This window comes from Litoribacterium kuwaitense (assembly GCF_011058155.1).
Taxonomy (GTDB): domain Bacteria; phylum Bacillota; class Bacilli; order Bacillales; family DSM-28697; genus Litoribacterium; species Litoribacterium kuwaitense.
Genome location: NZ_JAALFC010000017.1, coordinates 20113 through 46049, shown reverse-complemented (window position 1 = coordinate 46049; position 25937 = coordinate 20113). Strand labels below are relative to the sequence as shown.

The 25937-nt window shown below is 44.1% G+C and carries 25 protein-coding genes, 1 tRNA gene and 4 pseudogenes; 27 read left to right on the top strand and 3 right to left on the bottom strand.

The features are described 5' to 3' along the window. Positions 1 to 42 precede the first annotated feature (42 nt). The 21 genes and pseudogenes from hprK to G4V62_RS10290 all read left to right on the top strand — a co-directional run bounded on the left by hprK (position 43) and on the right by G4V62_RS10290 (position 18907). Entirely contained in the window at positions 43 to 978 is a 936-nt protein-coding gene (hprK, locus tag G4V62_RS10390) for an HPr(Ser) kinase/phosphatase (RefSeq protein ID WP_165201963.1), read from the top strand. Positions 979 to 990: 12 nt separating this feature from the next. Then, a pseudogene (gene lgt / locus G4V62_RS10385) lies at positions 991 to 1811 on the top strand (prolipoprotein diacylglyceryl transferase). A gap of 32 nt (positions 1812 to 1843) precedes the next feature. After that, complete coding sequence (locus G4V62_RS10380; RefSeq protein ID WP_165201961.1) at positions 1844 to 2767, top strand: nucleoside recognition domain-containing protein; 924 nt, start codon at positions 1844 to 1846, stop codon at positions 2765 to 2767. Then, the gene (ppaX, locus tag G4V62_RS10375; protein WP_165201917.1) at positions 2757 to 3401 is read left to right on the top strand and encodes a pyrophosphatase PpaX; all 645 of its coding nucleotides are present in this window, start codon (positions 2757 to 2759) and stop codon (positions 3399 to 3401) included. Before G4V62_RS10380 ends, ppaX begins: the two co-directional genes overlap by 11 nt. After that, positions 3394 to 3897 (top strand): acyltransferase, encoded by a 504-nt coding sequence (locus G4V62_RS10370; protein ID WP_165201915.1) that lies wholly within the window; start codon positions 3394 to 3396, stop codon positions 3895 to 3897. The genes ppaX and G4V62_RS10370 overlap by 8 nt, the downstream gene beginning before the upstream one ends. 90 nt (positions 3898 to 3987) lie before the next feature. Continuing rightward, positions 3988 to 4926, top strand: a complete 939-nt coding sequence (locus G4V62_RS10365; RefSeq protein WP_212508742.1) for a hypothetical protein — start codon at positions 3988 to 3990, stop codon at positions 4924 to 4926. Positions 4927 to 5029: 103 nt separating this feature from the next. Continuing rightward, complete coding sequence (locus tag G4V62_RS10360) at positions 5030 to 6208, top strand: ATP phosphoribosyltransferase regulatory subunit (protein ID WP_246218377.1); 1179 nt, start codon at positions 5030 to 5032, stop codon at positions 6206 to 6208. Further along, positions 6205 to 6840, top strand: coding sequence for an ATP phosphoribosyltransferase (gene hisG, locus G4V62_RS10355; protein ID WP_165201911.1), 636 nt, complete (start codon positions 6205 to 6207; stop codon positions 6838 to 6840). The genes G4V62_RS10360 and hisG overlap by 4 nt, the downstream gene beginning before the upstream one ends. Next, entirely contained in the window at positions 6841 to 8130 is a 1290-nt protein-coding gene (gene hisD / locus G4V62_RS10350) for a histidinol dehydrogenase (RefSeq protein ID WP_165201909.1), read from the top strand. It begins immediately after the preceding gene. Beyond that, on the top strand, positions 8127 to 8717 hold the full coding sequence (gene hisB, locus G4V62_RS10345) for an imidazoleglycerol-phosphate dehydratase HisB (RefSeq protein WP_165201907.1): 591 nt from the start codon (positions 8127 to 8129) through the stop codon (positions 8715 to 8717). The genes hisD and hisB overlap by 4 nt, the downstream gene beginning before the upstream one ends. 1 nt (position 8718) lies before the next feature. Continuing rightward, positions 8719 to 9360: an imidazole glycerol phosphate synthase subunit HisH gene (hisH, locus tag G4V62_RS10340; RefSeq protein WP_165201905.1), complete on the top strand. Its 642-nt coding sequence runs from the start codon at positions 8719 to 8721 to the stop codon at positions 9358 to 9360. Continuing rightward, positions 9357 to 10088, top strand: a complete 732-nt coding sequence (gene hisA / locus G4V62_RS10335; RefSeq protein WP_165201903.1) for a 1-(5-phosphoribosyl)-5-[(5-phosphoribosylamino)methylideneamino]imidazole-4-carboxamide isomerase — start codon at positions 9357 to 9359, stop codon at positions 10086 to 10088. Before hisH ends, hisA begins: the two co-directional genes overlap by 4 nt. Beyond that, the gene (gene hisF / locus G4V62_RS10330) at positions 10085 to 10843 is read left to right on the top strand and encodes an imidazole glycerol phosphate synthase subunit HisF (protein ID WP_165201901.1); all 759 of its coding nucleotides are present in this window, start codon (positions 10085 to 10087) and stop codon (positions 10841 to 10843) included. Before hisA ends, hisF begins: the two co-directional genes overlap by 4 nt. After that, positions 10840 to 11487, top strand: a complete 648-nt coding sequence (gene hisIE / locus G4V62_RS10325) for a bifunctional phosphoribosyl-AMP cyclohydrolase/phosphoribosyl-ATP diphosphatase HisIE (protein ID WP_165201899.1) — start codon at positions 10840 to 10842, stop codon at positions 11485 to 11487. The genes hisF and hisIE overlap by 4 nt, the downstream gene beginning before the upstream one ends. Before the next feature lie 786 nt (positions 11488 to 12273). Beyond that, positions 12274 to 13803 (top strand): tetratricopeptide repeat protein, encoded by a 1530-nt coding sequence (locus tag G4V62_RS10320; RefSeq protein WP_165201897.1) that lies wholly within the window; start codon positions 12274 to 12276, stop codon positions 13801 to 13803. 38 nt (positions 13804 to 13841) lie between these two features. Further along, positions 13842 to 14795, top strand: coding sequence for a thioredoxin-disulfide reductase (trxB, locus tag G4V62_RS10315; RefSeq protein ID WP_165201895.1), 954 nt, complete (start codon positions 13842 to 13844; stop codon positions 14793 to 14795). A 406-nt stretch (positions 14796 to 15201) separates the two neighbouring features. Then, positions 15202 to 15659, top strand: a pseudogene (locus tag G4V62_RS10310) (NUDIX hydrolase). A gap of 36 nt (positions 15660 to 15695) precedes the next feature. Beyond that, a pseudogene (rapZ, locus tag G4V62_RS10305) lies at positions 15696 to 16579 on the top strand (RNase adapter RapZ). Continuing rightward, a complete protein-coding gene (gene mgfK, locus G4V62_RS10300; protein WP_165201893.1) occupies positions 16580 to 17563 on the top strand; it encodes a gluconeogenesis morphogenetic factor MgfK in 984 nt (327 codons plus the stop codon). 21 nt (positions 17564 to 17584) lie between these two features. After that, positions 17585 to 18537, top strand: a pseudogene (gene whiA / locus G4V62_RS10295) (DNA-binding protein WhiA). 106 nt (positions 18538 to 18643) lie between these two features. Beyond that, positions 18644 to 18907 (top strand): HPr family phosphocarrier protein, encoded by a 264-nt coding sequence (locus G4V62_RS10290; protein WP_165201891.1) that lies wholly within the window; start codon positions 18644 to 18646, stop codon positions 18905 to 18907. Positions 18908 to 18963: 56 nt separating this feature from the next. Here the strand turns inward: G4V62_RS10290 and clpP are convergent, their stop codons facing one another. After that, positions 18964 to 19545, bottom strand: coding sequence for an ATP-dependent Clp endopeptidase proteolytic subunit ClpP (gene clpP, locus G4V62_RS10285; protein ID WP_165201889.1), 582 nt, complete (start codon positions 19543 to 19545; stop codon positions 18964 to 18966). A 351-nt stretch (positions 19546 to 19896) separates the two neighbouring features. Here clpP and G4V62_RS10280 point away from each other — a divergent pair, with 351 nt between their 5' ends. After that, the gene (locus tag G4V62_RS10280; RefSeq protein ID WP_165201887.1) at positions 19897 to 20403 is read left to right on the top strand and encodes a hypothetical protein; all 507 of its coding nucleotides are present in this window, start codon (positions 19897 to 19899) and stop codon (positions 20401 to 20403) included. Positions 20404 to 20425: 22 nt separating this feature from the next. After that, positions 20426 to 21082 carry a hypothetical protein gene (locus tag G4V62_RS10275; RefSeq protein WP_165201885.1) on the top strand — a complete coding sequence of 219 codons (657 nt, stop codon included), beginning with the start codon at positions 20426 to 20428 and terminating at the stop codon, positions 21080 to 21082. 349 nt (positions 21083 to 21431) lie between these two features. On the opposite strand, the gene G4V62_RS10270 is transcribed toward G4V62_RS10275, so the two are convergent. Then, positions 21432 to 21507: transfer RNA gene (locus G4V62_RS10270), tRNA-Arg, on the bottom strand. Between the two features lie 145 nt (positions 21508 to 21652). Next, positions 21653 to 21868, bottom strand: a complete 216-nt coding sequence (gene yvfG / locus G4V62_RS10265) for a protein YvfG (protein ID WP_165201883.1) — start codon at positions 21866 to 21868, stop codon at positions 21653 to 21655. Between the two features lie 253 nt (positions 21869 to 22121). Here yvfG and G4V62_RS10260 point away from each other — a divergent pair, with 253 nt between their 5' ends. From G4V62_RS10260 to G4V62_RS10245, 4 genes are all read left to right on the top strand, one after another. Next, positions 22122 to 22361 (top strand): glutaredoxin family protein, encoded by a 240-nt coding sequence (locus G4V62_RS10260; RefSeq protein WP_165201881.1) that lies wholly within the window; start codon positions 22122 to 22124, stop codon positions 22359 to 22361. 197 nt (positions 22362 to 22558) lie between these two features. Continuing rightward, on the top strand, positions 22559 to 23596 hold the full coding sequence (locus tag G4V62_RS10255; protein WP_165201879.1) for a sugar-binding transcriptional regulator: 1038 nt from the start codon (positions 22559 to 22561) through the stop codon (positions 23594 to 23596). A 33-nt stretch (positions 23597 to 23629) separates the two neighbouring features. Beyond that, positions 23630 to 24637: a type I glyceraldehyde-3-phosphate dehydrogenase gene (gap, locus tag G4V62_RS10250; RefSeq protein WP_165201877.1), complete on the top strand. Its 1008-nt coding sequence runs from the start codon at positions 23630 to 23632 to the stop codon at positions 24635 to 24637. Positions 24638 to 24749: 112 nt separating this feature from the next. Continuing rightward, positions 24750 to 25931, top strand: coding sequence for a phosphoglycerate kinase (locus G4V62_RS10245; RefSeq protein ID WP_165201875.1), 1182 nt, complete (start codon positions 24750 to 24752; stop codon positions 25929 to 25931). Positions 25932 to 25937: the final 6 nt, after the last annotated feature.

Genomic DNA, 25937 nt, shown 5'->3' with positions numbered 1-25937 from the left:
GTTTTTTTGACGGAGAGATTGAGCAAAGAAGGGATGGATGAAATGCCTAAGGTCCGCATGAAAGATGTCGTAGAAAAATTTCAATTAGAATTGGTTAGTGGAGAAGAAGGTATAGACCGTCCGATTGTGACGAGTGATATCTCCCGACCAGGTTTAGAAATGGCCGGTTATTTTGCTCATTATCCAGCTGAACGGCTTCAATTGTTAGGGAAAACAGAGCTGTCTTTTTTCAATAGTTTGGATGATCAGGAAAAAAAAGTGCGCATGCAAAAGCTTTGTACTGATATTACACCAGGGATCATCGTATCCAGAGAGATGGAAATTCCTCCAGAGCTGATTGAAGCATCGAAGAAAGATGATGTGCCAATTTTAAGTTCTCCGATGAAGACGACCCGTTTGTCAAGCCGTCTGACAAATTATTTAGAAAGTAAGCTTGCTCCTTCAACGGCGATCCATGGGGTTCTCACCGATTTATACGGTGTAGGTGTACTGATCATCGGGAAGAGCGGCGTCGGTAAAAGTGAAACAGCGCTGGAGCTTGTAAAGCGAGGACATCGCTTAGTTGCCGACGATTGTGTTGAAATTCGTCAAGAGGACGATGAAACACTAATTGGTAGTTCACCAGATCTTATTCAACATTTACTAGAGATTCGTGGTCTCGGAATTATAAATGTAATGACGTTGTTTGGTGCAGGAGCAATCCGCAATTATAAAAAAATCTCGATTGTCATTAATTTAGAGCTATGGGATCAAAACAAAGTGTATGATCGGCTCGGTTTAGAAGAAGAAACGATGAAGATCATTGATGTTGATATTCCTAAGCTTACGATTCCAGTTCGTCCTGGTCGTAACTTAGCTGTCATTATTGAAGTGGCTGCAATGAACTTCCGTTTAAAACGGATGGGGGTTAATGCGGCTGAGCAATTCTCCGCAAAGCTAACTGATGTAATTGATGACTCTGTACATGAAGATTTTTAAAGGGGAGATTTGATGCTTAGTACAATACAGCCACTCGATCCTGTAGCGTTAGATTTAGGTTTTATTCAGGTGCATTGGTATGGCATGATTATTGCTGCCGGTGCAATTCTTGGGCTTTGGATTGCTTCGCGCGAAAGCGTCCGCCAAGGCTTGGATAAAAATCTGTTTTCTGATTTGCTTTTGTTTGCGATTCCGATCGCGATCATCTCTGCGCGGATTTATTACGTGATATTTGAATGGGAGTATTATTCTCAGCATCCGAATGAAATCATTGCCATTTGGAACGGAGGTATTGCAATCCACGGGGCTTTAATTGGTTCTGTGCTGACTGCGCTTGTTTTTGCAAAAAACGTGGTATTTCGTTTTGGAAAATCGCTGATATTGCGGCACCTTCTATTATACTTGGGCAGGCGATCGGGCGCTGGGGTAATTTCATGAACCAAGAAGCACATGGTGGAGAAGTAACGCGCAGCTTTTTAGAGGGCTTGTTTCTTCCGGATTGGATCATTAATCAAATGTACATTAATGGTACATACTATCATCCGACATTTTTATATGAATCTGTTTGGAATATCCTCGGTTTTGCCATCCTACTTTCGCTGCGCAAGGTGAATTTAAAGCGTGGTGAACTCTTTCTATCGTATGTCATTTGGTATTCATTCGGGCGTTATTTTATCGAAGGTATGCGTACGGACAGTCTATATATGTTTGGTGAACTGCGGACAGCGCAATTTATTTCTATCGTCTTAATTATCGGTGCAATCAGCATTTGGGTATATCGACGTATGACTTTAAAAAACAATCCACGCTACTTGGATGACGTTAGGGGGTAGCGCCCGTGAAGGCAACCTTAAAAAAAGGGGTTATGACGGGTCTGTCGACGACGTGGTCATTAGGAAAGGTTATTTTTCCTATAACGTTGCTTGTGACGGTTTTGCAATATACGCCAGTGCTTCCGTGGGTTGTCCAGTTTATTCAGCCGTTGATGGGCTGGATTGGACTTTCTGGGGAAGCAGCCATCCCGCTGATTCTTGGACAGTTCTTAAATTTATACGCGGCGATTGGGGCTATTTTAAGCTTAAGTTTGACGGTGAAAGAAGTGTTTATTTTAGCCGTCATGCTCTCTTTTTCCCATAACCTTTTGATTGAAGGTGTGGTTGCTTCCAGGGTGGGTGTCAAGGTATGGGTTGTCTATGCCGTTCGTATCGGCCTAGCTCTCGTGTCAGCATTTCTCATCCACCACTTTTGGTCAGGGGGACAAAGTCTTGCGCGTACGGGATCGTCAATCAGTGAAGAAGGAGCAAATCCTGAAGGATGGCTGTCGATCGGTTTGTTAGGGCTTGAGCAAGCGGCATTAGGTATTTTACAATTGGCGATGATCGTTATCCCTTTAATGGTTGTCATTCAAGGGCTTAAGGATTATGGCTGGGTCGATCGGTTTTCCCGCTGGATGACTCCTGCGACAAAGGCACTTGGAATGGCGCCCAATACGTCCACGACATTGGCATCAGGTCTTCTTTTCGGCTTAGCGTTTGGCTCGGCTGTGATGATTCAAGCGGTGAAAGAAGATGGCGTGTCGAAAAAGGATGTCTATTTAGCCATGATATTCCTCGTATCTTGTCATGCGGTGATTGAGGATACACTTATTTTTATTCCTTTAGGCATTCCAGTTTGGCCGTTGTTAGTCATTCGGCTCGTCACAGCCATTGTATTAACGATCGTCGTTGCAGCGATATGGAACCGTGCGCGACCGGTTGCAAAAAGAAAGGAAATGACGTATGAGCATTAAAACATGTTTGTTTGATCTCGATGGCACACTCATCAACACGAACGATTTAATCATCTCTTCATTTTTACACACATTAGACCATTATTATCCTGGGCAATACAAACGGAAAGATGTTCTCCCGTTTATCGGTCCACCATTGTATGAAACGTTTGAAAACCTTGATCAAGACCTGTCGGAGGAAATGGTCGGTATGTATAGAGATCATAATTTAACAAACCATGATGCGATGGTAACGGCGTTTGCAGGTGTCCAAGAAACCGTTGAGGCACTTGATCGGCAGGGGATCAAGCTTGGTGTTGTTACGACGAAAATGAAAGACACAGCATACCGAGGACTTGAGATCATGGGTTTACGTTCTTTTTTTCCAGTGGTGATCGCTTTGGATGATGTGAATCGAGCTAAACCAGATCCAGAACCTGTGTTATTAGCGATGGAAAAATTGCAGGCTTCTCCAGCAGAAACGATCATGATCGGTGATAATTCTCATGACATTGAAGCTGGGCAACGTGCGGGTGTCAAAACGGCTTGTGTATCGTGGAGCATTAAAGATCACGAGTTTTTAAAAGCTTTAAAGCCCGATTACTGGTTGGAACATATGTCGGATTTATTACCGCTGACAGAAGACGATGAGTAGAAAAACGACACGGTACCCCGTCGAGAAAGTGAATTCACTGTGGCAGTTGTACAAAACCATTTCATTTTGGAAGGTCGTTAAAAATTTTATCGTTATTCAAATTGGGCGGTATACACCATTTTTCTCCTTAAAAAATTGGTTATATCGAACTTTTTTAAAAATGAATATTGGCGATCACACCGCCTTCGCTGTGATGGTCGTGCCGGATATTCTGTATCCAGAACGGATCACTGTCGGTCGAAATTGTGTCATTGGCTACAATACGACGATGCTGACGCACGAATATTTAATTACTGAATATCGTCTTGGGGATATTGTGATCGGTAGTGACGTCATGATTGGTGCAAACACAACGATTCTTCCTGGGGTAACGATTGGTGACGGTGCTGTCATTTCAGCAGGCACACTCGTACATAAAGATGTACCTGCCGGCGCTTTCGTAGGAGGGAATCCGATGCAACAGCTTACGAAAAAGGAAGAAAAAGAGAAAGAATAGAAGCGGGTTTTTACAAGCCTGCTTCTTTGTCGTTCAAGAGAGAAAGCGGTTAAAGATAGATGAATAATTTTGTGATGAGGAAGGGGAAGAATGTTGGACCGTTCTGTATATTATGCCCGTCTTTCGCGCCGACTCGCATGGATAGCGTTGGCAGCACTCACCGTTGGCGCTTTATTTTGGGCGGCAGCACTCTTGTTTTCGTGGGATATTGACGAAGATGCTTGGCTGTTTACAATTGAATGGGCAGTCGGCGTTATCGCTCTCGTATTAAGTGCGAACTATGCGCGCAAAAAATCGACTGCTGAACAAACGAGAGCGCTCGCCAAGCGTCAAAATGATGAAAACAATGAACAAGAGAGACATCCCAATTGTGAAAATGACGAAAAAACGAATCAAGCGAAACACGACTACCGTCAAAATGACGAGGGTGCTGAACAAGAAAGAAACGCCAGCGAAAATACTGAACAAGAAAGACTCGCCCCTCGTTTATTGCTCCAGCACCTTCCAAGCTGGAAAATGACGAATTATTTATTTCGAATGGATGGTTCGAAATTAGCGACACTTCGTACTAAAACCTCACATTATAAAGAGTTTGCTTACACATTTGCAAATCTCATTAGTCTCCGTCCATTTTTGTCGGAAACTTTTCAGATCAAACACTTCGCTGGTGAGATTGATTTACATAGAAAAGGAGGGCTCGCTCCTACATGGCGTATTTATTTTTCCTCAGGTGAACGATTCATTGTAAATGGACAGTTCAAGACATTTCATTTTCAAGTGAAAACAGAAGAGGGTACGCCAGTGGCTGAGCTCACGGCTGTTCATTTCCGAGATGTTTTTGCTGTGGACCGACCCTCTGGTTCAATGTTGCGGATGTATCGAGATGCCATTCCGGAAGATGAGGCGGTGCATTTCGATAAAGGAGGCTATGACCTATTGAAAATTGAGCCGTCACTACTTGAAGATAAGGTGCAATATTGGCTAGCCATCAGCCTGGCTTGCATTGCCCGTTTAGATAGTCAAGACTAGCAAGCTTTCTTGACACAGACCAATTGAGCATGTAGACTAACATTACTTCAATTTGTTAGCTTATTAGCGAACTAAAGGATTTTAAGGATGTTGGGGTGAAAAAATGTCATCTTTGTTTATGTTTGAAAAACCACTCGGAATGCGCGACACGCTGCCTGCCCTTGTCGAAAAAAAGCAGGGCATTCGCCAAACAGTTTCGCAGTCGATTCGTTCTTGGGGATATCGTAAAGTGCAAACGCCAACGTTAGAATACTACGAAACGGTTGGTGCTGAATCGGCCATTTCAGATCAACAACTTTTTAAACTTCTTGACCAGCAAGGGCATACACTCGTCCTTAGACCAGATATGACCGTGCCCATTGCAAGAATAGCAGCTTCACGATTTAAACAGACGGATTATCCTTTACGCCTCTCCTATGATGCCAATGTGTTTCGGGCTCAGGAGCAAGAAGGAGGCAAGCCGGCTGAATTTGAACAAATCGGTGTCGAACTGATTGGTGATGGAAGCTTGAGTGCCGATGCTGAAGTGTTAACGTTAATGATTCATTGCTTAAAATCGGCAGGCATCGAAGAATTTTCGGTCACTGTTGGACATATTGGCTTTTTAAAAGGGTTATTTGCTGAACTTCTTGACGATGACCACCTCGCAGAATCCTTAATGCGCTTTTTGTACAATAAAAACTTTGTCGGATATACAGAAATGATTGATCAATTGACGTGTAGTGATGCAGCTAAGGAAAAACTTAGGAATGTGCTCACTTTACGAGCAAATGAAAATTGGTTTGAAGCAGCGAGTGCCTTAGCATCTAACGGGATGACGCATAAAGCATTGCATGAGTTGAACACATTATTTGAATATGTGAAAGAGGCTGGGCTGGAATCATACGTGAAGATGGACGTCAGCCTCGTGTCCCACATGAGTTATTACACCGGGATTTTATTTGAAGGCTATGCACAAAATATGGGCGCGGTACTCTGTAATGGCGGACGTTATAACGGTCTTATGGGCAAATTTGAGCGCGATACGGAAGCGACCGGATTTGGTCTGCGGCTCGATCGTTTAGCGGCAATTGCTCCCGGGGATGTGAAAGAGCCAAAGCCGAAAACGATACTATTTGATGAAGCGACGCGAGCAGAAGCGATTCAAAGAGCAAATGCCCTTCGTTTAGAAGGGGACACAGTTGTCACTCAAGATATCAATGGGGTAAAGGATATTGATACGTTTCGCGAGAATCATGACATCGATCTCGATTATACGACAGGTAAGGGGGAACAGGGATGAGTGCGCTAACGATTGCGATGCCTAAAGGGCGGATCTTTAATGAGGCGATTGAAATGCTCAGAAGCGCAGGGTACGATCTGCCTGAAGACTTTGACCTGTCGAGAAAACTTCTTGCAAAAGCGCCTGCTGAGAATATGACTTTCATCCTTGCAAAGCCTTCAGATGTTCCTGTGTACGTCGAGCATGGTGTGGCGGACGTCGGGATTGCCGGTAAAGATGTATTGCTTGAAGAAAATCGAAATGTATATGAAGTCCTTGACCTTCTTATCAGCCGTTGCCATTTATCGGTGGCAGGATTGCCTGGAGCAACGCCTGACTTATTTGCGCCCAAAATAGCGACAAAATATCCACGAATTGCTTCAGAATTTTTTCGCGAACAAGGTGAGCAAGTGGAAATCATTAAGTTAAATGGTTCGATCGAGCTCGCACCGATGGTCGGTTTAGCAGAGCGAATTGTTGATATTGTGTCGACCGGGAGAACATTAAAAGAAAATGGCCTAGTCGAAATGCAGCACATACGTGATATAACATCGAGGCTCATTGTCAACCCTGTCAGTTATCGCCTAAAAGACGATGCGATTCGTCATTTGACGGAACGGTTAAAAACTGTTGTCGAGAAGGAGGGCTCATAAATGATTCAACCCATTCGCACATCTGCCTCTCAGATGCCTATCGAACGCCGCGTTGATCCATCTGACGGATCGGTCGCTGAAACAGTCGCAAATATTGTCCGTGATATTCGTGAGCGCGGCGACGAGGCGCTCCTTTCGTACACGAAAACGTTTGATGGTGTAGAGCTTGAAAAGGCGAACCTCCAATGTTCTTTAGCAGAACAAAAAAAAGCCGCGCAAAATGTGGACACTCAGATGAAGAAGGTGATGGAGGAAGCAGCGGCAAATATTAGAGCCTATCATGAGCGGGCCCTCCCTAAAAATTGGTTTATGACGACAGATCAAGGGGCTGTTTTAGGGCAAAAGCAGACGCCGATTGACTCGGTAGGCATCTACATTCCGGCAGGGAGTGCGCCGTTAGCGTCCAGCGTATTAATGACAGCGATCCCGGCAAAGGTGGCGGGTGTCCAGCGCATAGTCGTCGCTTCGCCTCCCGATACAGAGGGGCAAATGAATGAAGGCATTTTAGCGGCATGTGCAGTTGCAGGTGTCGATGAAGTGTATAAAATGGGTGGTGCGCAAGCGATTGCCGCCTTCGCATATGGGACAGAGTCCGTGCCAAAGGTGGATAAAATCGTTGGCCCTGGTAACATCTACGTTGCGACAGCGAAAAAACAAGTGTACGGCGATGTTGATATAGACATGTTTGCCGGTCCGAGTGAAATTGTCATTGCTGCGGATGAGCAAGTGGTTAGCCCTCGTGTCGTGGCGGCGGATTTATTGTCACAGGCAGAGCATGACCCACTTGCCTCAGCGATTTTACTAACGACGAGCGAGCCCTTTGCCACTCAGGTGGCGGAAGAATTAGAATCTCAAGTGAGCAGGCTTCCTCGAGAGAGTGTGGCACGCGCTTCATTGGAGAGCTATGGCGGGTTGTATGTGCTTGAATCGCTTGATGAAGTCGTTCAGGCCATCAATAAAATTGCCCCTGAGCATTTAGAACTCATGGTTAAAGACCCTTATGCCTGTCTTGATCGTATTCGCCATGCAGGGGCGATCTTCATCGGTCCTTATAGCGCAGAAAGCGTCGGCGATTATTTTGCTGGTCCGAGTCATGTGTTGCCGACGAATGGGACAGCGCGATTTTCTAGCCCGTTAAGCGTAGAAGATTTTATGAAACGAACGAGCATTATTCATTATAGTGAAGAAGCACTGCAAGCAAATGCTTCTTCAATCGCCGAGTTCGCCAGGCTTGAGGAGCTTGAAGCGCATGCCCGTGCGGTTGAGGTAAGAATGGAGGAAAAATCATGACAGGTCGGACAGGACAGATTTCGAGAAAAACAAACGAAACGGATATTACGCTTGAATTCGGATTGGACGGAGAAGGTCAGGTTGATATTGACGTCAACGTCCCTTTTATGAGCCATATGCTCGATCTATTTGCTCGACACGGACATTTTGATCTCAAGGTGAAAGCGCACGGTGATGTGGACATTGACGACCATCATACGACAGAGGACATCGGTATTTGTCTAGGGGAAGCGCTGAAGCAAGCGGTTGGAGACAAAAAAGGCATTCGTCGCTATGGGCAGGCATGGGTACCGATGGATGATGCTTTGGTGCAAGTCGTTGTTGATCTCAGCAATCGTCCGCACTTAGAAATGCGGGGAACATTTCCAGCACAAAAAGTCGGTACGTTCGATACGGAGCTGGTCCATGAATTTTTTTGGAAGCTCGCTGTTGAAGCACGGATGAATCTTCACGTCATTATCCACTATGGAAAGATTACCCACCATATGATTGAAGCTTCCTTTAAAGCCTTAGCTCGTGCAATCGATGAAGCTGTGGCGATTGATCCGAGAGTTAAAGGCGTTCCTTCTACGAAAGGAAAGCTGTAAAATGATCGGTATCGTCGATTACGGCATGGGCAATTTGTTTAGTGTTAGTAAAGCGCTCGAACGTCTTGAGTACGATTATGTCCTGTCAGCAAATCCGGATGAACTCGCGCATGCGAAGGGGTTACTATTACCAGGTGTCGGCGCCTTTAAAGACGCTGCGACCGCCCTTCAGCAAAACGGGTTCGACAAATGGCTTGTTGAGCAGGTGCAAGCTGGTGTCCCTTTGCTCGGTATTTGTTTAGGCATGCAGCTTTTATACGAAGCAAGCGAGGAGAAGGGAAATACCCGTGGCTTGGGACTATTAAAAGGCCAGGCAAAGCGATTTTCAGGCGCTTTTTCTGACGGAACGGGCTATAAAGTTCCACATATGGGCTGGAACCGGCTATCCTATACAAATGGTGACGCCCCATTACTGCAAGGGGTTCCAGAAGGTCACGTTTATTTTGTCCATTCTTACTACATCGCTGATACAGATCCAAATGAAGTGTGGGCGACGGCTGCTTATGATGTCGACGTTCCGGCAGTTGTTGGGAAAAACAATGTGATGGGTACGCAGTTCCATCCCGAAAAAAGCGGCGCTACAGGAATGGAGATCTTACGTGCATTTGCGATGCAGACGGAAGGTGAGGGGAAGAAGGCATGAGTTTTACAATCTATCCGGCAATTGATATTTTAAAAGGACGCTGCGTTCGTCTTTACCAAGGCGATTATAATAAAGAAACAGTCTATGGTGAATCTCCTTCAGCGATGGCGGCTTCTTTTGTAGAGGAAGGTGCTACGTGGGTGCACATGGTCGATTTAGATGGTGCTAAAGCTGGTGAACCTGTGAATCATGAAGCGATTGCTGAGGCAGTAAAAGCTTCTGGCGCACGGATTCAAGTGGGCGGCGGAATCCGCACTGAAGAAGCGATTAAAACGTACTTAAACTTAGGAGTCGAGCGGGTAATCCTCGGGAGTGTTGCCGTCAAAGATGCTGTATTTACGAAGCGCATGCTCGAAACGTATCGTGAAAAAATCGTCATCGGCATTGATGCGCGGAACGGCATGGTTGCTACTCAAGGGTGGCTGGAAACATCAGAGGTGCAAGCTGTCGACCTCGGCAAAGCGTTATCTGAGGCAGGCGCGCAGACATTTATCTATACGGATATTGCAAAGGACGGCACATTGGCGGGTCCGAACGTTGAAGAGGTCATCGCTTTGGCGAAAGCAACAGGGGTGTCTGTGATTGCCTCCGGAGGCGTCAGCTCGTTACAAGACCTTAACGTACTGAAAGAAAGATATGCAGAAGGGGTGTCGGGTGCGATTACAGGGAAAGCATTATATGATGGTCGCTTTTCATTGACTGAGGCATTGCAGGTGACAAGCCAATGATTACGAAACGAATTATCCCATGTTTAGATGTGAAGGAAGGCCGTGTCGTCAAAGGTGTTCAATTTGTTTCATTGCGAGACGCAGGTGATCCCGTCGAGCTTGCGACGTTCTACAACGAGCAAGGTGCCGACGAGCTCGTGTTTTTAGATATATCGGCTTCCCATGAAGGACGCGAGACGATGGTCGATGTCGTCCGTGAAGTGGCAGCGACGTTAGCCATACCATTTACCGTTGGTGGCGGTATTAATAGCTTAGAGGATATGAAACGAATTCTGCGGGCAGGTGCTGATAAAGTATCCGTCAATACGGCAGCTTTACTCAGACCAGAACTCATTAATGAGGGATCAGATTACTTTGGCGCACAATGCATCGTCACAGCGATCGATGCACGCTATGATGCAGAACGAAACGATTTTTATGTATTCACGCATGGCGGACGGAAGCCGACCGAGCGACGCGCGTTAGATTGGGCGAGAGAGGCTGAAGAACGAGGCGCAGGCGAGATTTTATTAACAAGTATGGATGCGGACGGCTCAAAAGATGGGTTTCATATCGAGCTCACGCGGCAAATCAGTGAAAGTGTATCGATTCCGGTCATTGCTTCAGGTGGTGCTGGCTCAGCACAGCATTTTTTAGACGTTTTTGAAAATGGAAAAGCAGATGCAGCGTTGGCAGCTTCCATCTTTCATTACAGAGAAACTTCTGTTGAAGAAGTGAAACGCTTTTTACGTGAGAAAGGAGTGCTTATTCGATGAATGTTGACCAGCTTACCTTTAACTCTCAAGGACTGATTCCTACAGTCATTCAGGATGCAAATACACTCGAAGTTTTAATGGTCGCGTTTATGAATAAGGAGTCTTTGGAGAAAACATTACAGACAGGAGAAACGTGGTTTTACTCTCGATCAAGAGAGGAGCTGTGGCACAAGGGTGGGACGTCTGGTAATGTTCAGGCCGTTCAGGAGATTCGCTTCGATTGCGATGCAGACACATTAGTCATTAAAGTCGTCCCAGCAGGTCCTGCTTGTCATCTAGGCACACGTTCTTGTTTCACAAATATTTTATTTCACAAGCAAGGCGTCATTGTACCGATAGGCGATGTACTCACTCAGTTAGAAAATACGATTGCGGCGAGATTTAAAGAAATGCCCGAGGGTGCTTACACGACCTACTTATTTGAAAAAGGCATTGATAAAATTCTTAAAAAAGTCGGTGAAGAAGCGGCAGAAGTCATTATCGCCGCGAAAAACCGTGATGCTGAAGAGTTAAAATGGGAAGCGGCAGACTTGCTGTATCACTTATTCGTCTTACTGCAAGAACAAGATCTTCCTATTCAAGAGGTTGCTCGAGTGCTGCATGAGCGAAGTCAGCCGAAAGAAGAAAAAGCGTCAGAAGAATAAGCCAGGAAACCCGGCACCTTTAATCGTTAGGGTGACCGGGTTTTTACGTGTTCAGTGATCTTGAGAGCATTTTGTCCAGTAGTTATAAGCTTTCAGGTGAGGAAGCATGCAACCGAGACGAGGACATTACACACTTAAACGATGGCTGTGTTAACAGATTGAGTTGATTGAGTATCAGGTTCACTATGTCGCCCTGTGACATGTGGTCGTCAAGATGGTTTCCAGAACATCGTTTAGCTTCCCAAAAGCGCGTAGAGCAGTTTCTCCAAGTGCATTCTTTCGGGCTGGCATTGTAGCACAGTAATGGTACAGAAGAAATCAGATCAAATTAATAAGTAGCTGTATGATTGTTAAAGTAATGGATGAAGTGGTGAAGCATGTCGCCGTAATAGTCTTTTTACAAAATGCCTTCCACAATGACAAATGCACAGTGACGTTTACCATATTCTGCGATTTGCCGGATTCGATCGATAAAAAGGTTTCCTTCTTTAGCTTTAACTTTTAGCAGGTTGTGACGAAACTAAGAGGGGTCCACCGACCAAATTCATTTTGCAGTCTTTATGCTGATGTCGTTTTCCTACTTCCAGAATTTCTTCGTATAATGATTAACGTAAGGTCCGCCGCTGAATCGTGTTTATTATTCAATGCAGCATAAGAACGTGTCTGATTTTACGATCTGGAAATAGGCTATGTTAAAAGCATTCATAAACTAGTATCAGAAAAGCGAATCCTATGATATACTCGACTTTTGGACAACGATTACTAGAAGAAGGGAGAGGCTCGATGATGTCAAATCAGGTGTGGGATGGAACGAAGAATGAAAGCTATCCGAGCAGCAAGTCGGTAGCTTCTGTATATCCCTTCGATCTGAGTAGTGAGCAGCTTTTCGACATGGCTACAAGAGCCCTCAAGCATTCAATGTTTCAAAAGGCGGAGAAGCTGCTGAAGAGAGCGATTGCCAAAAGCCCTGACGATGCTTTTTATCAATCACAGCTCGGTCTTTGTCTTGCTGAATCAGGACAATATGAAAAGTCAAATGAATGGCTAATTCCTCTTCTTAAACGGGATGAAGAAGGCATGGGAGAAGCTTATTTTCTTGTCGCTAACAATTTTGCGCATCTCGGTCGCTTTGACGATGCGGTTTATTATACAAAAAAATATTTGCAGGCAGAGCCGAATGGCGATTTTTATGAGGAAGCTCAAGATTTGATTGCTGTCATGTCCGATGACTGGCTAGAGGACGAAGATTCAATATTAATGATGCAGGAAGAGGCAAAAGATTGGCTTGCTAAAGGTCTGTTTGAAAAAGCGGAGCAGCAATTTAAGCACATTATACAAATGCAACCAACATTTTGGGCGGCGCATAACAATCTCGCCCTCGCCTATTTTTACCAAGGGAGTATTGCTAAGGCTTTTCGTACACTCAACGACGTCCTTGAGCAAAGTCCGGGGAATTTGCACGCCATTTGTAATTTTGCCGTATTCTATCACTATATGGGTAATAAAGAAAAGCGGGCGTCTGTCGTTGCTAAGCTCAGAAATGTTTACCCATTGTTGCCCGACGTACAATACAAACTTGGCGCAACGTTTGCCATTCTTGGGGAACACGAAGCAGGTTTTCGCAAGTTATATCCGTTATATCGTAGCTCTTATCCGTGCGATGTTACGTTTTTTTATTGGTTTTCTTTATGTGCATTTCACACTGGTCGCACCTCACTTGCGCAAAAAGTATGGTCACATGCCAGTCGAGCAGACGAGGTTTTAGATCAAGAGCCACCGTGGCTTCGCCCAACTTTATCAGCATTTGGCGGGGATGGGACGGTCCAGGAATCGATCATTGGGTTGTTTTCTGTAGATTCACCAGCTAAGCAGCTGTACTCGATTTATTTGTTGGCAAAAGTGAATCAGCTTGAGGAAACAGATCTTGATCGCTATCCTCTACACTCGACAGCCAAAGAGATAGCAAATCGAATATTGAATAAGAACGACCAACAGAAGAACGCGCTCTTTTTTGAAGTGGCCCAATACTTGGAAACGTCTTGTGCGGACAATGAAGCCCAATGGCGTGAATTGCTTACAAAGTGGTGTGACTGGTATACGGAGATTGTTAAAGCAGAACTGTCTGGGCAAACGGGAGCGGCGTGGGCAGCTGCGATTCATGTGACCAGCGAAACAACGTTGACTGCAGAGGAAGCCTGCACGCTTTATCATAGTAGACCCGAAGCATTGAAATCAGTGCTTCAATGGATGAGTGAAGTGAAAAAAACAGAGCTCTCCAAGCAAAAAAATAGACGCCTCCCAAAAGACCTATTATGATGAGAACAGATCGATCATGCATCACAGGAGGGAACGGTATGTCAGAAGAATACATTTATGATACTGCTATTATCGGCGCTGGCCCAGCAGGCATGACCGCTGCGGTGTACACATCCAGAGCCAATATGTCAACTTTAATGATTGAACGGGGAATTCCCGGAGGCCAGATGGCCAATACAGAAGACGTTGAGAACTACCCAGGATACGATCATATTTTAGGACCGGATTTATCGACAAAAATGTTTGAGCATGCGAAGAAATTTGGAGCTGAATACGCTTATGGCGATATACAAAGTATCGTCGACCACGGATCATATAAATTAATTGATGCCGGCTCAAAGCAGTACAAAGCACGTTCAGTCATTATTAGTACAGGTGCGCATTACAAAAAACTTGGTGTGCCTGGTGAAGAAGAGTATGCCGGTCGCGGCGTATCCTATTGTGCCGTATGTGACGGAGCTTTTTTCAAAGACAAGGAGATTTTCGTCATTGGCGGTGGTGACTCTGCATGTGAAGAAGGGGTGTATTTAACCCGCTTTGCCAAGAAGGTAACCATTGTTCATAGACGTGATCAGCTTCGAGCGCAGCCGATCTTACAAAAACGTGCTATGGAAAATGATAAAATCGACTTTATTTGGAATCACCAAGTGAAAGAGATCCATGGTGAAGGCGGAAAAGTCAGCAAGATTGAGCTCGCACACTCTGAAACGGGTGAAACACAGACCATTCCAACAGACGGTGTGTTCATTTATATCGGAATGTTGCCGTTAAGTGACCCTTTTGTTTCTTTAGGCATAACAAATGAGGAAGGGTACATCCCGACCAATGAAGAAATGGAAACATCAGTACCAGGTGTTTTTGCTGCTGGGGACATTCGTGAGAAGACGTTACGTCAAATTGTAACAGCAACCGGAGACGGTAGTATTGCTGCACAGTCAGCTCAGGCGTTTGTTGAAGAGCTTGCCGAAAAAGAAGCGACACAAACTGTTTAATAAAACTTTCACACAATGTCATTTGGCTTTAAACATTGTGTAATACGCCTGCAATACTCACAATGTATAATGTATATAAATTGACCCCCTTTTTAAACATATTTAGAGTAGCGCGAACAGCAACTTTGTTCGCGTTCTTTTTTTGTATTTTGGAGAGTGGCTGTATGATCGTCCTGTGCTGAAAGTAAGGCCATGAGCTTTAATAAACAATGCACTTTCTCTCGTTTCGTAAAGACTGTGTGCTTGCGTGTCTGACAACGACTCATCTTTGGTTTGCTCAATGTGCTTCCTGCTTTTGTAAAATCATCTTGTCTGTCTCTTGACCCGTACGTCGAATGAATTGAGGCGTATGATAAAACATAGTATACTTTAGATTAGACATTTGATCTAAAGGAGGAGAGAAGCCGTGCAGCGAGTCACAAATTGTGTTTTATTCGATAATGACCATCTCCTTCTTTTGCAAAGCCGAGACGCGGCTGGTGGGTCGCTCCAGGTGGAAAAATGGAGATCGGCGAATCCATCCGCGATACGGTGCGGCGTGAATTCAGAGAAGAGACCGGTCTTTATCTGAGGGCTCCTCAATTAAAAGGCGTATTTACCTTTACTATTCAAGATGAGGGAACGATCGTGTCGGAATGGATGATGTTCACTTTTTTATCGACGCAATTTGATGGTGAGGTCATGAGTCACTCACCAGAAGGGCATTTGGAGTGGCAGCATAAGCAAAAAATCGCATCACTACCGATGGCTCCAGGAGATCACCACATCTTAGATTATGTCATTCAAGGAAGCGGGTTCATTTACGGAACATTCACGTATACGCCGGATTATGAATTAATTTCTTACCGTCTTGATCCATCATAAAACGACTTTATGGAATTCGGAAGGAGTTGAAATTAAATGACAGATGCATCACAAGAGCTCGTTATTATTACCGGCATGTCGGTGCGGGAAAATCGGTCGCCATGCGTAGCTTTGAAGATTTAGGATATTATTGTGTGGACAACTTGCCCCCTGCCTTGCTTCCAAAGTTTTACGAATTGCTCCAAGGATCGAATGCCACTATGAAAAAAGCGGCTGTCGTTATGGACTTAAGAGGGCGCGAATTTTTTGATCAGTTGTTTGAAGTGCTCGATCAGTTTGATACGGCCAATCAGTTGCACCCGACCATTTTATATTTAGATGCGAAAAACCAAGTGCTAGTATCTAGATATAAAGAAACACGTCGTTCTCACCCTCTAGCAACGCACCGTTCTCCATTGGTCGGAATTGAGATGGAGCGCCGAATGCTGGAAGAGCTGAAAGGACGTGCCCAGCAAATTATTGATACGACCGATCTGTCTCCTAGACAGTTAAGAGAAGAAATCCTTGAGCAGTTTTCTCATCATGAGCAAGAATGGTTCACTGTAAATATGATTTCCTTCGGCTTTAAATATGGGGTCCCGATTGATGCGGATCTCGTTTTTGATGTACGCTTCCTGCCAAACCCTCATTATATTGAGCATATGCGGCCAAAAACAGGGATGGATGAGGAAGTGTCTTCGTATGTGCTTAAATGGGCTGAGACACAAACGTTTATTCAAAAACTGACCGACCTCCTTGAATTTATGCTTCCATATTACAAGCGTGAGGGAAAAAGCCAGCTCATTATTGCCATTGGGTGTACCGGAGGAAAGCACCGTTCCGTAACATTGGCTGAATACATGGGAAATCACTTCGATAATGAATACAAGGTTAAGGTTCATCATCGCGATGCCCATAAAACTAAAGCAGGTTTGGTGTAAATGACCGAACTACATCAAAAGCCGCGCATCGTTGCGATTGGGGGAGGTACGGGTCTCTCAGTCATGTTGCGGGGGTTAAAGAATTATGATGTCGATTTAACCGCGATTGTTACAGTGGCCGATGACGGTGGGAGCTCTGGGAAGCTAAGAGATGAGCTCAATATTCCGCCGCCTGGGGATATACGAAATGTCATTGCTGCGATGTCAGAAGTCGAGCCGCTCATCGAAGAATTGTTTCAGCATCGCTTTCAAGGAAGCTCATTATCCGGTCATGCACTCGGAAACTTGCTGCTCGCGGCGATGACCTCGTTGACTGGTGACTTTACGACGGCGATCTCGGAAATGGGAAAAGTGCTAAAAGTAAAAGGAAAGATTTTGCCGGCGTGCAATGAATGCGTCACTTTGCATGCGGTGATGACGGATGGTACAACGGTTTCAGGAGAGTCTTCTATTACAAAGGCGGGCAAACGGATTCACCGTCTTTATTACCATCAGGAAAACGTAACGCCTGTACCAGAAGCGCTCGATGCCATTCACGAAGCCGATTTAATTGTCATCGGTCCGGGCAGTCTATATACGAGTATTATGCCAAACTTAATTGTGCCGGGTATTGCTGAAGCCATCGAGCAAACAACGGCGCAAAAAGTGTATGTATGCAACGTGATGACTCAGCTTGGTGAAACGACAGGCTATAGTGCAGCCGACCATTTAAGAGCGATTTACGATCATTTGGGAAGTCATAGTATCGATACTGTTATCGTGAACGAGGAAATGATCCCTTATGAAACGTTGCGCAAGTATGCAGAAGAAGATGCGGAGCCGGTGCAATTTGACGAAGATCTGCTTTTATCTCTCGGCGTTCAATTAATTAAAGGGAACTTTGTTGAACTTCATAGTGGAGCGGTTCGTCATGATACGGCGCAAATTGCAGGGATTATCAGCCGCTTAGCTGGCCAAGAGGCTAAAGGATTGTACCAAAGGTAAATACAAAAGGGGTGAACGGCTGTGTCATTTGCTGCAATTATAAAAAAAGAACTGACACAGTGGGTTTCAGACCCATGCTGTGAACGGGCCGAGCTATCGGCGTTGATTCGTATGAATGGGTCGATATCGCTTACAAATCAACACATCACTTTAGATGTGCAAACTGAAAATGCGGCGATTGCACGAAGAATTTATACATTGCTGAAGCGCAACTACGATGACATCGAGATGAAGCTGCTCGTGCGAAAAAAGATGCGCTTGAAAAAAAATAACGTTTATATTGTTCGTTTGCAGGAAAAAGCGTCTGAGATTTTACAAGATCTCGGCATTATTGAGCCGCCTTTTTCTTTCCGGCAGCAAATTCCTCGTCATCGCTTAAAAATGAATGTTGTCAGACAGCATACTTACGTGGTGCTTTTCTCGCAGGAGGCTCCGTCAATAACCCGGAAACCTCTTCATACCACTTAGAAGTTTTTTCGCAATATGAATCTCATAATGAGTCATTGCTGCAATTAATGAATGAGTTCTCCTTAAATGCTAAAGCGCTGGAACGGAAAAAGGGCTTTATTGTATACTTAAAAGAGGGAGAAAAAATCTCTAACTTTTTGACATTGATTGGCGCTCATCAAGCGTTATTACATTTTGAAGATGTGCGCATTGTGAGAGACATGAGAAATTCGGTCAATCGTCTTGTCAATTGTGAAACAGCCAATTTGAATAAAACGATTGGGGCAGCCTTGCGTCAAGTAGAAAATATACGTTATATTGAAGAAAGCGTTGGTCTCCAAGCACTTCCAGAAAAGCTTCGCGAAATTGCAGAGTTACGGGTGAAATATCAAGACGTTTCTTTGAAGGAACTTGGCGAGATGACGACGAATGGAACAATTAGTAAGTCAGGAATTAATCATCGCCTAAAAAAGATTGATGATTTTGCTGAAAAGTTGCGTCGAGGTGAATCACCCGAGCAAGTGTAAGCATACACATCTAAGAAATCGGCCGGAGGAAGCAAGCTTTTTTCTTCCGGTTGCATATCACGAAAAAATAAAAGCGCTTTCAAAGATATCGAGGAGGAGAAATGATATGACAGAGAAGCAAGTGACTGTACAGTTGAAAACAGGTTTGCGTGCAAGGCCAGCAGCTATATTTGTTCAAGAGGCGAATCGATTTATTTCAGATATTTATTTACAAAAAGGTTCAAAGAAAGTGAATGCGAAAAGCATCATGGGGCTCATGAGCCTAGCCGTAGGAGCCGATCAAGACATCATCATTTCAGCAGATGGAAGGGATGAGGAGGAAGCAATCAACGCTCTCGCTGCCTTCGTTCAAAGAGAAGAAGTTGCCTAGAACAGAAAGAAAAACAACCAGCGCTCTTATTGGCGCTGGTTGTTTACTTACGTTAATTATTTGCGATTCATGACTTCGTCAATCAAACCATATTGAACTGCGTCTTCGGCAGACATAAAGTTATCACGGTCCGTGTCTCTTTCGATCGTCTCGATCGGTTGCCCCGTACGTTCAGCAAGAATTTTATTTAGGTTTTCACGCATTTTAATAATTCGCTTCGCATGAATTTCAATATCAGAGGCTTGACCTTGTGTGCCTCCAAGCGGCTGGTGAATCATCACTTCACTGTTTGGCAGGGCGAAGCGTTTCCCTTTTGCACCGGCGGCTAGAAGGAAGGCACCCATCGATGCAGCCATTCCCGTACAGATCGTCGATACGTCTGGCTTGATGAATTGCATCGTGTCGTAAATGGCCATGCCCGCAGAAATGGAACCACCTGGAGAGTTAATGTAGAGTGAGATGTCTTTGTCCGGATCTTCTGCTTGCAGGAAAAGGAGCTGGGCAACAATTGAGTTTGCAACATTATCGTCAATGCCGCTGCCGAGCATAATAATACGATCCTTTAACAAGCGTGAGTAAATGTCGTAGGCACGTTCACCACGGTTTGTTTGTTCTATAACGGTTGGGATGAGATTCATGGTTTCATTTCCTCCTTAGTTCAAGTGATATTACTTATGTACACCTATCATACTCATTAGGTCAAAAAAGGTCAAACGATTTGCTTGCTATCCTTTTCACCTATTGTAACATGTATTCTACTTGCGATGCCCTTATTCATTCTTCCCTGCGGCACTTCTTTATAAACAATCTTAATAACTGCGTTTTTGGAGTATGCAAAATAGTCACTGTCGAATGATCTGATGTGTGATAAAGTGAAAAGATCATTTACACCATTGAGGATATATGGTTCGTAAATTATAGATAAGTGCAAAAGGAATTGATTAGGAACTTCTGGGATGGTACAGTTTATTCATAAAAAGGAGTGTTCTATGAAGAATGTATTCAAACTAAAGGTGTTTACTGCTATAGTCTTCGTCGTAGGTCTGCTTTCCGTGACAACCGCTTCTTCAACAGACAATCATGATGTAAGTGAGCGGGATGAGGGCTGGGTTTACGAGCTGGTGACGAAAGATATTGAGCCACACATGTCGCTACAGCATGAGTATAGCAACAATACAAGCGAATCCGGCATCGCAACCTTTCAAGTGACTGATACCTTGTCTACTGAAGCAAACGTGTCCTCTGCAGCTAGTTTTGCTGCAATGGTTAAAGAGGTAGGAGCCGAGCCGTTAATTGAGTTAGGGGAATCGGATCGTACTCGGACTTCGGTACATTTTGTAATCCCAAGCCATTCAACATATTTATTAGAGTATGGTCAAATGATCGTGAAGACAGCAGGCTGGGAAATTCGCTATCAAGATGGGCGTGAAGTTGAAAGAAATCAAGTATATGGAGAATGGACAATTGGAGCAACTGCAGCAAAAGAAAAATTGTAATGACTTTGGGGTGTTCTTCTTTATGAGAAATTTACGAATAGTCGTTCTAGCTTTATTTTTTGCTGGGTGTTCTCCGAGTGAGGAAATTACACTAGACGGTGAGCAGACTAAACAAGAAACATTGAATGAAGATAAAAACACATTGGAGCAAGTGTCTATAAACGATGAACCACGTCGCGAAGTCTCATTGGAAACATCAAAGCCAATAAATAGGGAAACGATCGAAAGCAAGTTGAATGCAACCCATTTTTCATTAGAAAAAATGGCGATCGATATCGATGAAGCGAATCAGATGACAATTCGGTTCGATTATGCATTTGATGAGGCTCTGTTGCAACAATTGAAAGTTGCTAAAAAAGATCTGCATTATGCTTTGGAATACCCACCATTTTTACAGGAGCTGCTTGGCCGTGCGTACAGTCATACAACGGAAGAGATAAATATTTTGGATATAAACCCAGCCGAAATATACACGATGGAATTTACAGAACAAATCCCTACGGAACGAGTTACTGAAGAAACACTTCAAAAAATTCAAAGTCATTTCTCAGGCTATTCATTACAAGTATTAAATAAAGATATGTATGCAATGGCGATTTTTCATGACGTGCATCGTTTTATTAATGTTGATCTAAACACTTCGCTCAAAGTTGAGGTTGAAGCGCTGGAGGAGGATTAAACTTTTTGTTATCGACATTGAAAGCTACACGATCACCTGATATAAGAGCTAATAGTTACTCTGCCACCAACTAAATGACCATCGGCTTTCACAATTTTTATATCGTTTACGATCCCCCGCCTCTTTCAATGCGAATTTCCTAACGTAGCGTACCGCTTCTTGAGATGAAGTTCAACAGATTCAAATGGTTGTGCGTGCAAACAAGAAATAGGAGCATGATTCTTGTTCAAATTACTCGTGAGCAAAATAAATCAATAGTAACCGGATGGTAAGTTAGACTGCAACCCGACAATCGTTCAATAAAAAAAGCCCTTCATCGACAAATTTGCCAATGAAAGACTTTTTATGACGCGCTCGGAGGGATTCGAACCCCCGGCAGACGTGGTACCGGAAACCACCGCTCTATCCAACTGAGCTACGAGCGCATGTTAATTTCAAGACAGCCACTATCATATAAGAAATCTGCTTCCTTGTCAATAGAATTTAAACTATTTCATAATTTTTCAGCGCATTCCCCCTTAGTATATTGTCAGGGGGAAGCTTTTACATGAGCAGCACTGTATTGTATCCTTAGTTGGACTGAAAAAATTGCGTGTACGCTTCGTCTAAGTTTCTCAAGCGGCGCATTATTTCCGAGTTTTTCGTTAGTCGATCTTGCACTAACGTCGACACGACAGAACGATAATATGCGTTGATGGCGTCCTGAGTACGCATCTCATGATGTTTCTCAGCGTGTGCTGTAAAGCTATCGACAAAATAATCGACAGAAAATAGTTGATGATTCACCGTAAACACCTCTTAAACGAAATAAAATATAGGACCTTTTATTAGTATAAAGCAAAATGGATGTAGAGACTATGGTGAACCACTCAAGTCTCTTAGCTTCGCTTAAGGCGGGAGCTTCTCACTTTCACGGCGAAGTAACATGAGTGCTTGACCGAAAGCCAGTTCATTACCCGCCTGCTCATGAGGTATGACTTTACGATTTATTGAGGATGGGGACTTCTTGGCTAAGTTTGTTAAATGAGGAGAGAATAACATGAAAGAGCTCATCTTATATACGCGTCCAGCTTGCGGGCTTTGCGAAGATGCTGAAGCGATGTTGTCAATTCTACAACAAGAGTACGAATTTAAGCTTTCTAAAATCAATATTGAAGACGATGACCGTCTGCTTGAAAAATTTCATTTGGAAATTCCCGTGCTTGTTAGCCATGGACACATCATTGCAAAAGGAAGCATATCTTGGGATGACGTCGAACGTCTTTTGAAAGAACAATAAGCATGAATTCCTATATGGAAACGCTATCAAATTTATAAATATCAGACATTTTGCATGTTTAAGTTGTCGAACTTTGTATGAACTGCTACAATGAGGATGAAACAAGATTTTTTGTTTCTTTCATTTTGCGTCGCCTGGGACGCATTCTGACTACACGGGACGTTTTTTGACCCGGTGGTAAAAAGGAGATTTAAGGCATGCAATTTCGTACGCTCGTTGATCTGCAGCAAAAGCTCTTGCCAGATATGATGCTTGTGTTGCGACGAAGGTATCAAATTCTTCAATACATCCGCGTGATGCAGCCCATTGGTCGGAGGTCACTTGCGACGAGCCTTGGCCTCTCAGAGCGATCGCTTCGGTCTGAAGTAGATTTCTTAAAAGAGCAGGGTCTCATTCATGTTTTTAGCAACGGTATGGTTCTCGCTGAAGAAGGAGAGCCTCTGATCACTGCATTAGAGGATACGATGAAGGAGATTTCTGGTTTAAAAGACTTGGAATCACAGCTTGCGTCGGCTCTCAATTTAGAAGGCGTTGTTGTCGTACCTGGGGACAGTGATGAAATACCTTGGGTGAAAAAAGAGCTTGGGCGGGCAGCTGTTCAGTGTATGAAAGGCTTTTTCGGGGCAAACAATATTGTCGCAGTTACTGGTGGTACAACGATGGCCGCAGTCGCTGAGATGATGACACCGGAAAACAGAAAAAGTCAGCGGCAGCTTTTTGTTCCTGCCCGCGGTGGACTTGGGGAAAACGTGGATATTCAAGCGAATACCATTTGCGCCAAAATGGCGGAGCGGGCTCAAGGGGAATATCGCTTACTTCATGTTCCTGATCAGTTAAGTCAGTCTGCTTTCGACTCTATGGTTCGTGAACCTGCCGTGAAGGAAGTGCTCGATTTAATTCAATCGGCGACAATGGTCGTACACGGGATTGGGGATGCCTTAAGCATGGCAAGACGGAGAAAAACGAGTCCTAAAGACCTTGAAAATATCCAGGCACAAAATGCTGTCGGTGAAGCTTTCGGGTTTTATTACAACGATGATGGTGAAGTGATTCATAAGGTGAAAACCATCGGGCTTCAGCTCGAAGACTTGCACACTGTGGAAACCATTATTGCTGTTGCTGGTGGCGCGTCAAAGGCAAGGGCGATTCGGGCTTGTATGAAGGAACAAAAGCGCACTCATTTAATTACTGATGAGGGTGCAGCAAAAGCGTTCGTTAGAGGGTTATCCCTTTAATGCATATATTAAAAATTCTAAGGAGGAAACATCATGACAGTTAAAGTGGGAATTAACGGTTTTGGACGAATTGGACGAAATGTATTTCGTGCCGCACTAAAGAATTCTGAGGTCGAAATCGTTGCTGTAAATGATTTAACTGATGCTGAGATGTTAGCTCATTTGCTTCAATATGACTCAGTTCACGGAACTTTTGAAGCTGAGGTAGTTGCAAAAGACGGCAACCTTGTCGTTGACGGCAAAGAGATTAAGGTACTTGCTGAAAGAGATCCTGCACAACTAGGCTGGGATAAACTTGGTGTCGACATCGTCGTTGAGTCAACTGGTATTTTCACTAAACGTGCAGATGCTGCAAAACACCTTGAAGCTGGTGCGAAAAAAGTCATTATCTCTGCTCCAGCAAAAGAAGAAGACATTACAGTCGTTATGGGTGTAAACGAAGAGGATTACGACCCGGCAAACCATGATGTCATCTCTAATGCATCTTGTACGACAAACTGTCTTGCTCCATTTGCAAAAGTACTCCATGAGAAATTTGGCATTAAGCGCGGCATGATGACGACAATTCACTCTTACACAAATGATCAGCAAATTCTTGATTTGCCTCATAAAGACTACCGTCGTGCGCGTGCAGCTGCTGAAAACATCATTCCAACGACGACAGGTGCAGCAAAAGCGGTTTCTCTCGTACTTCCTGAGTTAAACGGAAAGCTTAACGGAATGGCGATGCGTGTTCCAACACCTAACGTATCACTCGTTGACCTTGTTGCTGAAGTTGATAAAAATGTAACAGTTGATGAAGTGAATGCGGCATTTAAAGAAGCTGCGGAAGGCCCATTGAAAGGTGTACTTGCATACAGTGATGAGCCACTCGTTTCTAAAGACTACAATGGTAGCGCGGCATCTTCTACAATTGATGCACTATCTACAATGGTCATGGAAGACCAAATGGTTAAAGTCATTTCTTGGTACGACAACGAATCCGGTTATTCACACCGTGTCGTTGACCTTGCTGCATATATCGCTGCAAAAGGATTGTAATTTATTAAATGAGGGGAGGCAACGAAGAGGGCGGGACTGTCCGTCAAACTTTTAATGACCTTCCCTTTTCTCCTATGTAAAAGTTGATTTGAAAAAAGGAGGTACGAACACAATGGGAAAAATGTCCGTAAAGGATATCCAGCTACAAGGCAAGGTCGTATTTTGCCGAGTTGATTTTAATGTCCCTTTGAATGAAGGTACAGTAAGTGATGATACGCGTATTCGTGCAGCGCTTCCTACCATTCAGTACATTCTTGATCAAGGAGGAAAGCTCATCCTTGCCTCTCACCTTGGCCGTCCGAAAGGTCAAGTCGTCGAAGAATTACGGTTGGACCCTGTTGCAAAACGTTTAAGTGATTTATTAGATCAGCCTGTATACAAAACGGATCATGTGATTGGTGACGAGGTCAATGAAGCCATTCAACACTTAAATGATGGGGATGTCCTTCTGATCGAAAATGTTCGCTTTGAAGCAGGTGAGGAAAAAAATGATGAAGCCTTAGCCAAAGCTTTTGCTGATTTAGCAGACGTTTATGTGAATGATGCATTCGGTACCGCTCACCGTGCTCACGCATCGACGGTTGGGATGGCAGAATATTTGCCAGCGTGTGCAGGCTTCTTAATGGAAAAAGAATTGGAAGTTCTAGGCAGTGCTTTACAGCAGCCAGACCGTCCATTTACAGCGATTATCGGTGGAGCAAAGGTACGTGACAAAATCGGCGTCATTGACCATTTGCTTGACAAGGTAGATAATCTAATCATCGGCGGTGGTTTAGCATATACCTTCGTGAAAGCTTTAGGTCACGAAATTGGTAAATCACTGTTAGAAGAAGATAAAATTGACCTTGCCAAATCCTTTATGGAGAAAGCAAAGAAAAATGGTGTCAACTTCTATATGCCGAAGGATGCTTTAGTAGGCGACGACTTCTCTAATGATGCAAACACGCAATTGGTCTCAATTGATAACATTCCTTCTGATTGGGAAGCGATGGATATCGGTAAAGAAACGTGCGCGCTTTATAGCGATATCATTTCAAAATCAGAGTTAATTATCTGGAATGGACCAATGGGTGTTTTTGAAATGGAGACGTTCTCAAACGGAACGAGAGCAGTCGCTGAAGCGATGGCCGCAGCACCTGGGTATACGATTATCGGTGGTGGTGACTCAGCCGCAGCCGTTGAAAAATTTGGTTTAGCCGAGGAGATGGATCACATCTCAACAGGTGGAGGCGCTTCGCTTGAGTTTATGGAAGGTAAAGAATTACCAGGAGTTTCAGTTTTAAACGATAAGTAAAGGAAG

Bases quoted from the DNA above. Each gene is read 5' to 3' on its own strand.
- hprK (WP_165201963.1), top strand. From the start codon at position 43: ATGCCTAAGGTCCGCATGAAAGATGTCGTAGAAAAATTTCAATTAGAA.
- G4V62_RS10380 (WP_165201961.1), top strand. From the start codon at position 1,844: ATGACGGGTCTGTCGACGACGTGGTCATTAGGAAAGGTTATTTTTCCT.
- ppaX (WP_165201917.1), top strand. From the start codon at position 2,757: ATGAGCATTAAAACATGTTTGTTTGATCTCGATGGCACACTCATCAAC.
- G4V62_RS10370 (WP_165201915.1), top strand. From the start codon at position 3,394: ATGAGTAGAAAAACGACACGGTACCCCGTCGAGAAAGTGAATTCACTG.
- G4V62_RS10365 (WP_212508742.1), top strand. From the start codon at position 3,988: ATGTTGGACCGTTCTGTATATTATGCCCGTCTTTCGCGCCGACTCGCA.
- G4V62_RS10360 (WP_246218377.1), top strand. From the start codon at position 5,030: ATGTCATCTTTGTTTATGTTTGAAAAACCACTCGGAATGCGCGACACG.
- hisG (WP_165201911.1), top strand. From the start codon at position 6,205: ATGAGTGCGCTAACGATTGCGATGCCTAAAGGGCGGATCTTTAATGAG.
- hisD (WP_165201909.1), top strand. From the start codon at position 6,841: ATGATTCAACCCATTCGCACATCTGCCTCTCAGATGCCTATCGAACGC.
- hisB (WP_165201907.1), top strand. From the start codon at position 8,127: ATGACAGGTCGGACAGGACAGATTTCGAGAAAAACAAACGAAACGGAT.
- hisH (WP_165201905.1), top strand. From the start codon at position 8,719: ATGATCGGTATCGTCGATTACGGCATGGGCAATTTGTTTAGTGTTAGT.
- hisA (WP_165201903.1), top strand. From the start codon at position 9,357: ATGAGTTTTACAATCTATCCGGCAATTGATATTTTAAAAGGACGCTGC.
- hisF (WP_165201901.1), top strand. From the start codon at position 10,085: ATGATTACGAAACGAATTATCCCATGTTTAGATGTGAAGGAAGGCCGT.
- hisIE (WP_165201899.1), top strand. From the start codon at position 10,840: ATGAATGTTGACCAGCTTACCTTTAACTCTCAAGGACTGATTCCTACA.
- G4V62_RS10320 (WP_165201897.1), top strand. From the start codon at position 12,274: ATGTCAAATCAGGTGTGGGATGGAACGAAGAATGAAAGCTATCCGAGC.
- trxB (WP_165201895.1), top strand. From the start codon at position 13,842: ATGTCAGAAGAATACATTTATGATACTGCTATTATCGGCGCTGGCCCA.
- mgfK (WP_165201893.1), top strand. From the start codon at position 16,580: ATGACCGAACTACATCAAAAGCCGCGCATCGTTGCGATTGGGGGAGGT.
- G4V62_RS10290 (WP_165201891.1), top strand. From the start codon at position 18,644: ATGACAGAGAAGCAAGTGACTGTACAGTTGAAAACAGGTTTGCGTGCA.
- clpP (WP_165201889.1), bottom strand. From the start codon at position 19,545: ATGAATCTCATCCCAACCGTTATAGAACAAACAAACCGTGGTGAACGT.
- G4V62_RS10280 (WP_165201887.1), top strand. From the start codon at position 19,897: ATGAAGAATGTATTCAAACTAAAGGTGTTTACTGCTATAGTCTTCGTC.
- G4V62_RS10275 (WP_165201885.1), top strand. From the start codon at position 20,426: ATGAGAAATTTACGAATAGTCGTTCTAGCTTTATTTTTTGCTGGGTGT.
- G4V62_RS10260 (WP_165201881.1), top strand. From the start codon at position 22,122: ATGAAAGAGCTCATCTTATATACGCGTCCAGCTTGCGGGCTTTGCGAA.
- G4V62_RS10255 (WP_165201879.1), top strand. From the start codon at position 22,559: ATGCAATTTCGTACGCTCGTTGATCTGCAGCAAAAGCTCTTGCCAGAT.
- gap (WP_165201877.1), top strand. From the start codon at position 23,630: ATGACAGTTAAAGTGGGAATTAACGGTTTTGGACGAATTGGACGAAAT.
- G4V62_RS10245 (WP_165201875.1), top strand. From the start codon at position 24,750: ATGGGAAAAATGTCCGTAAAGGATATCCAGCTACAAGGCAAGGTCGTA.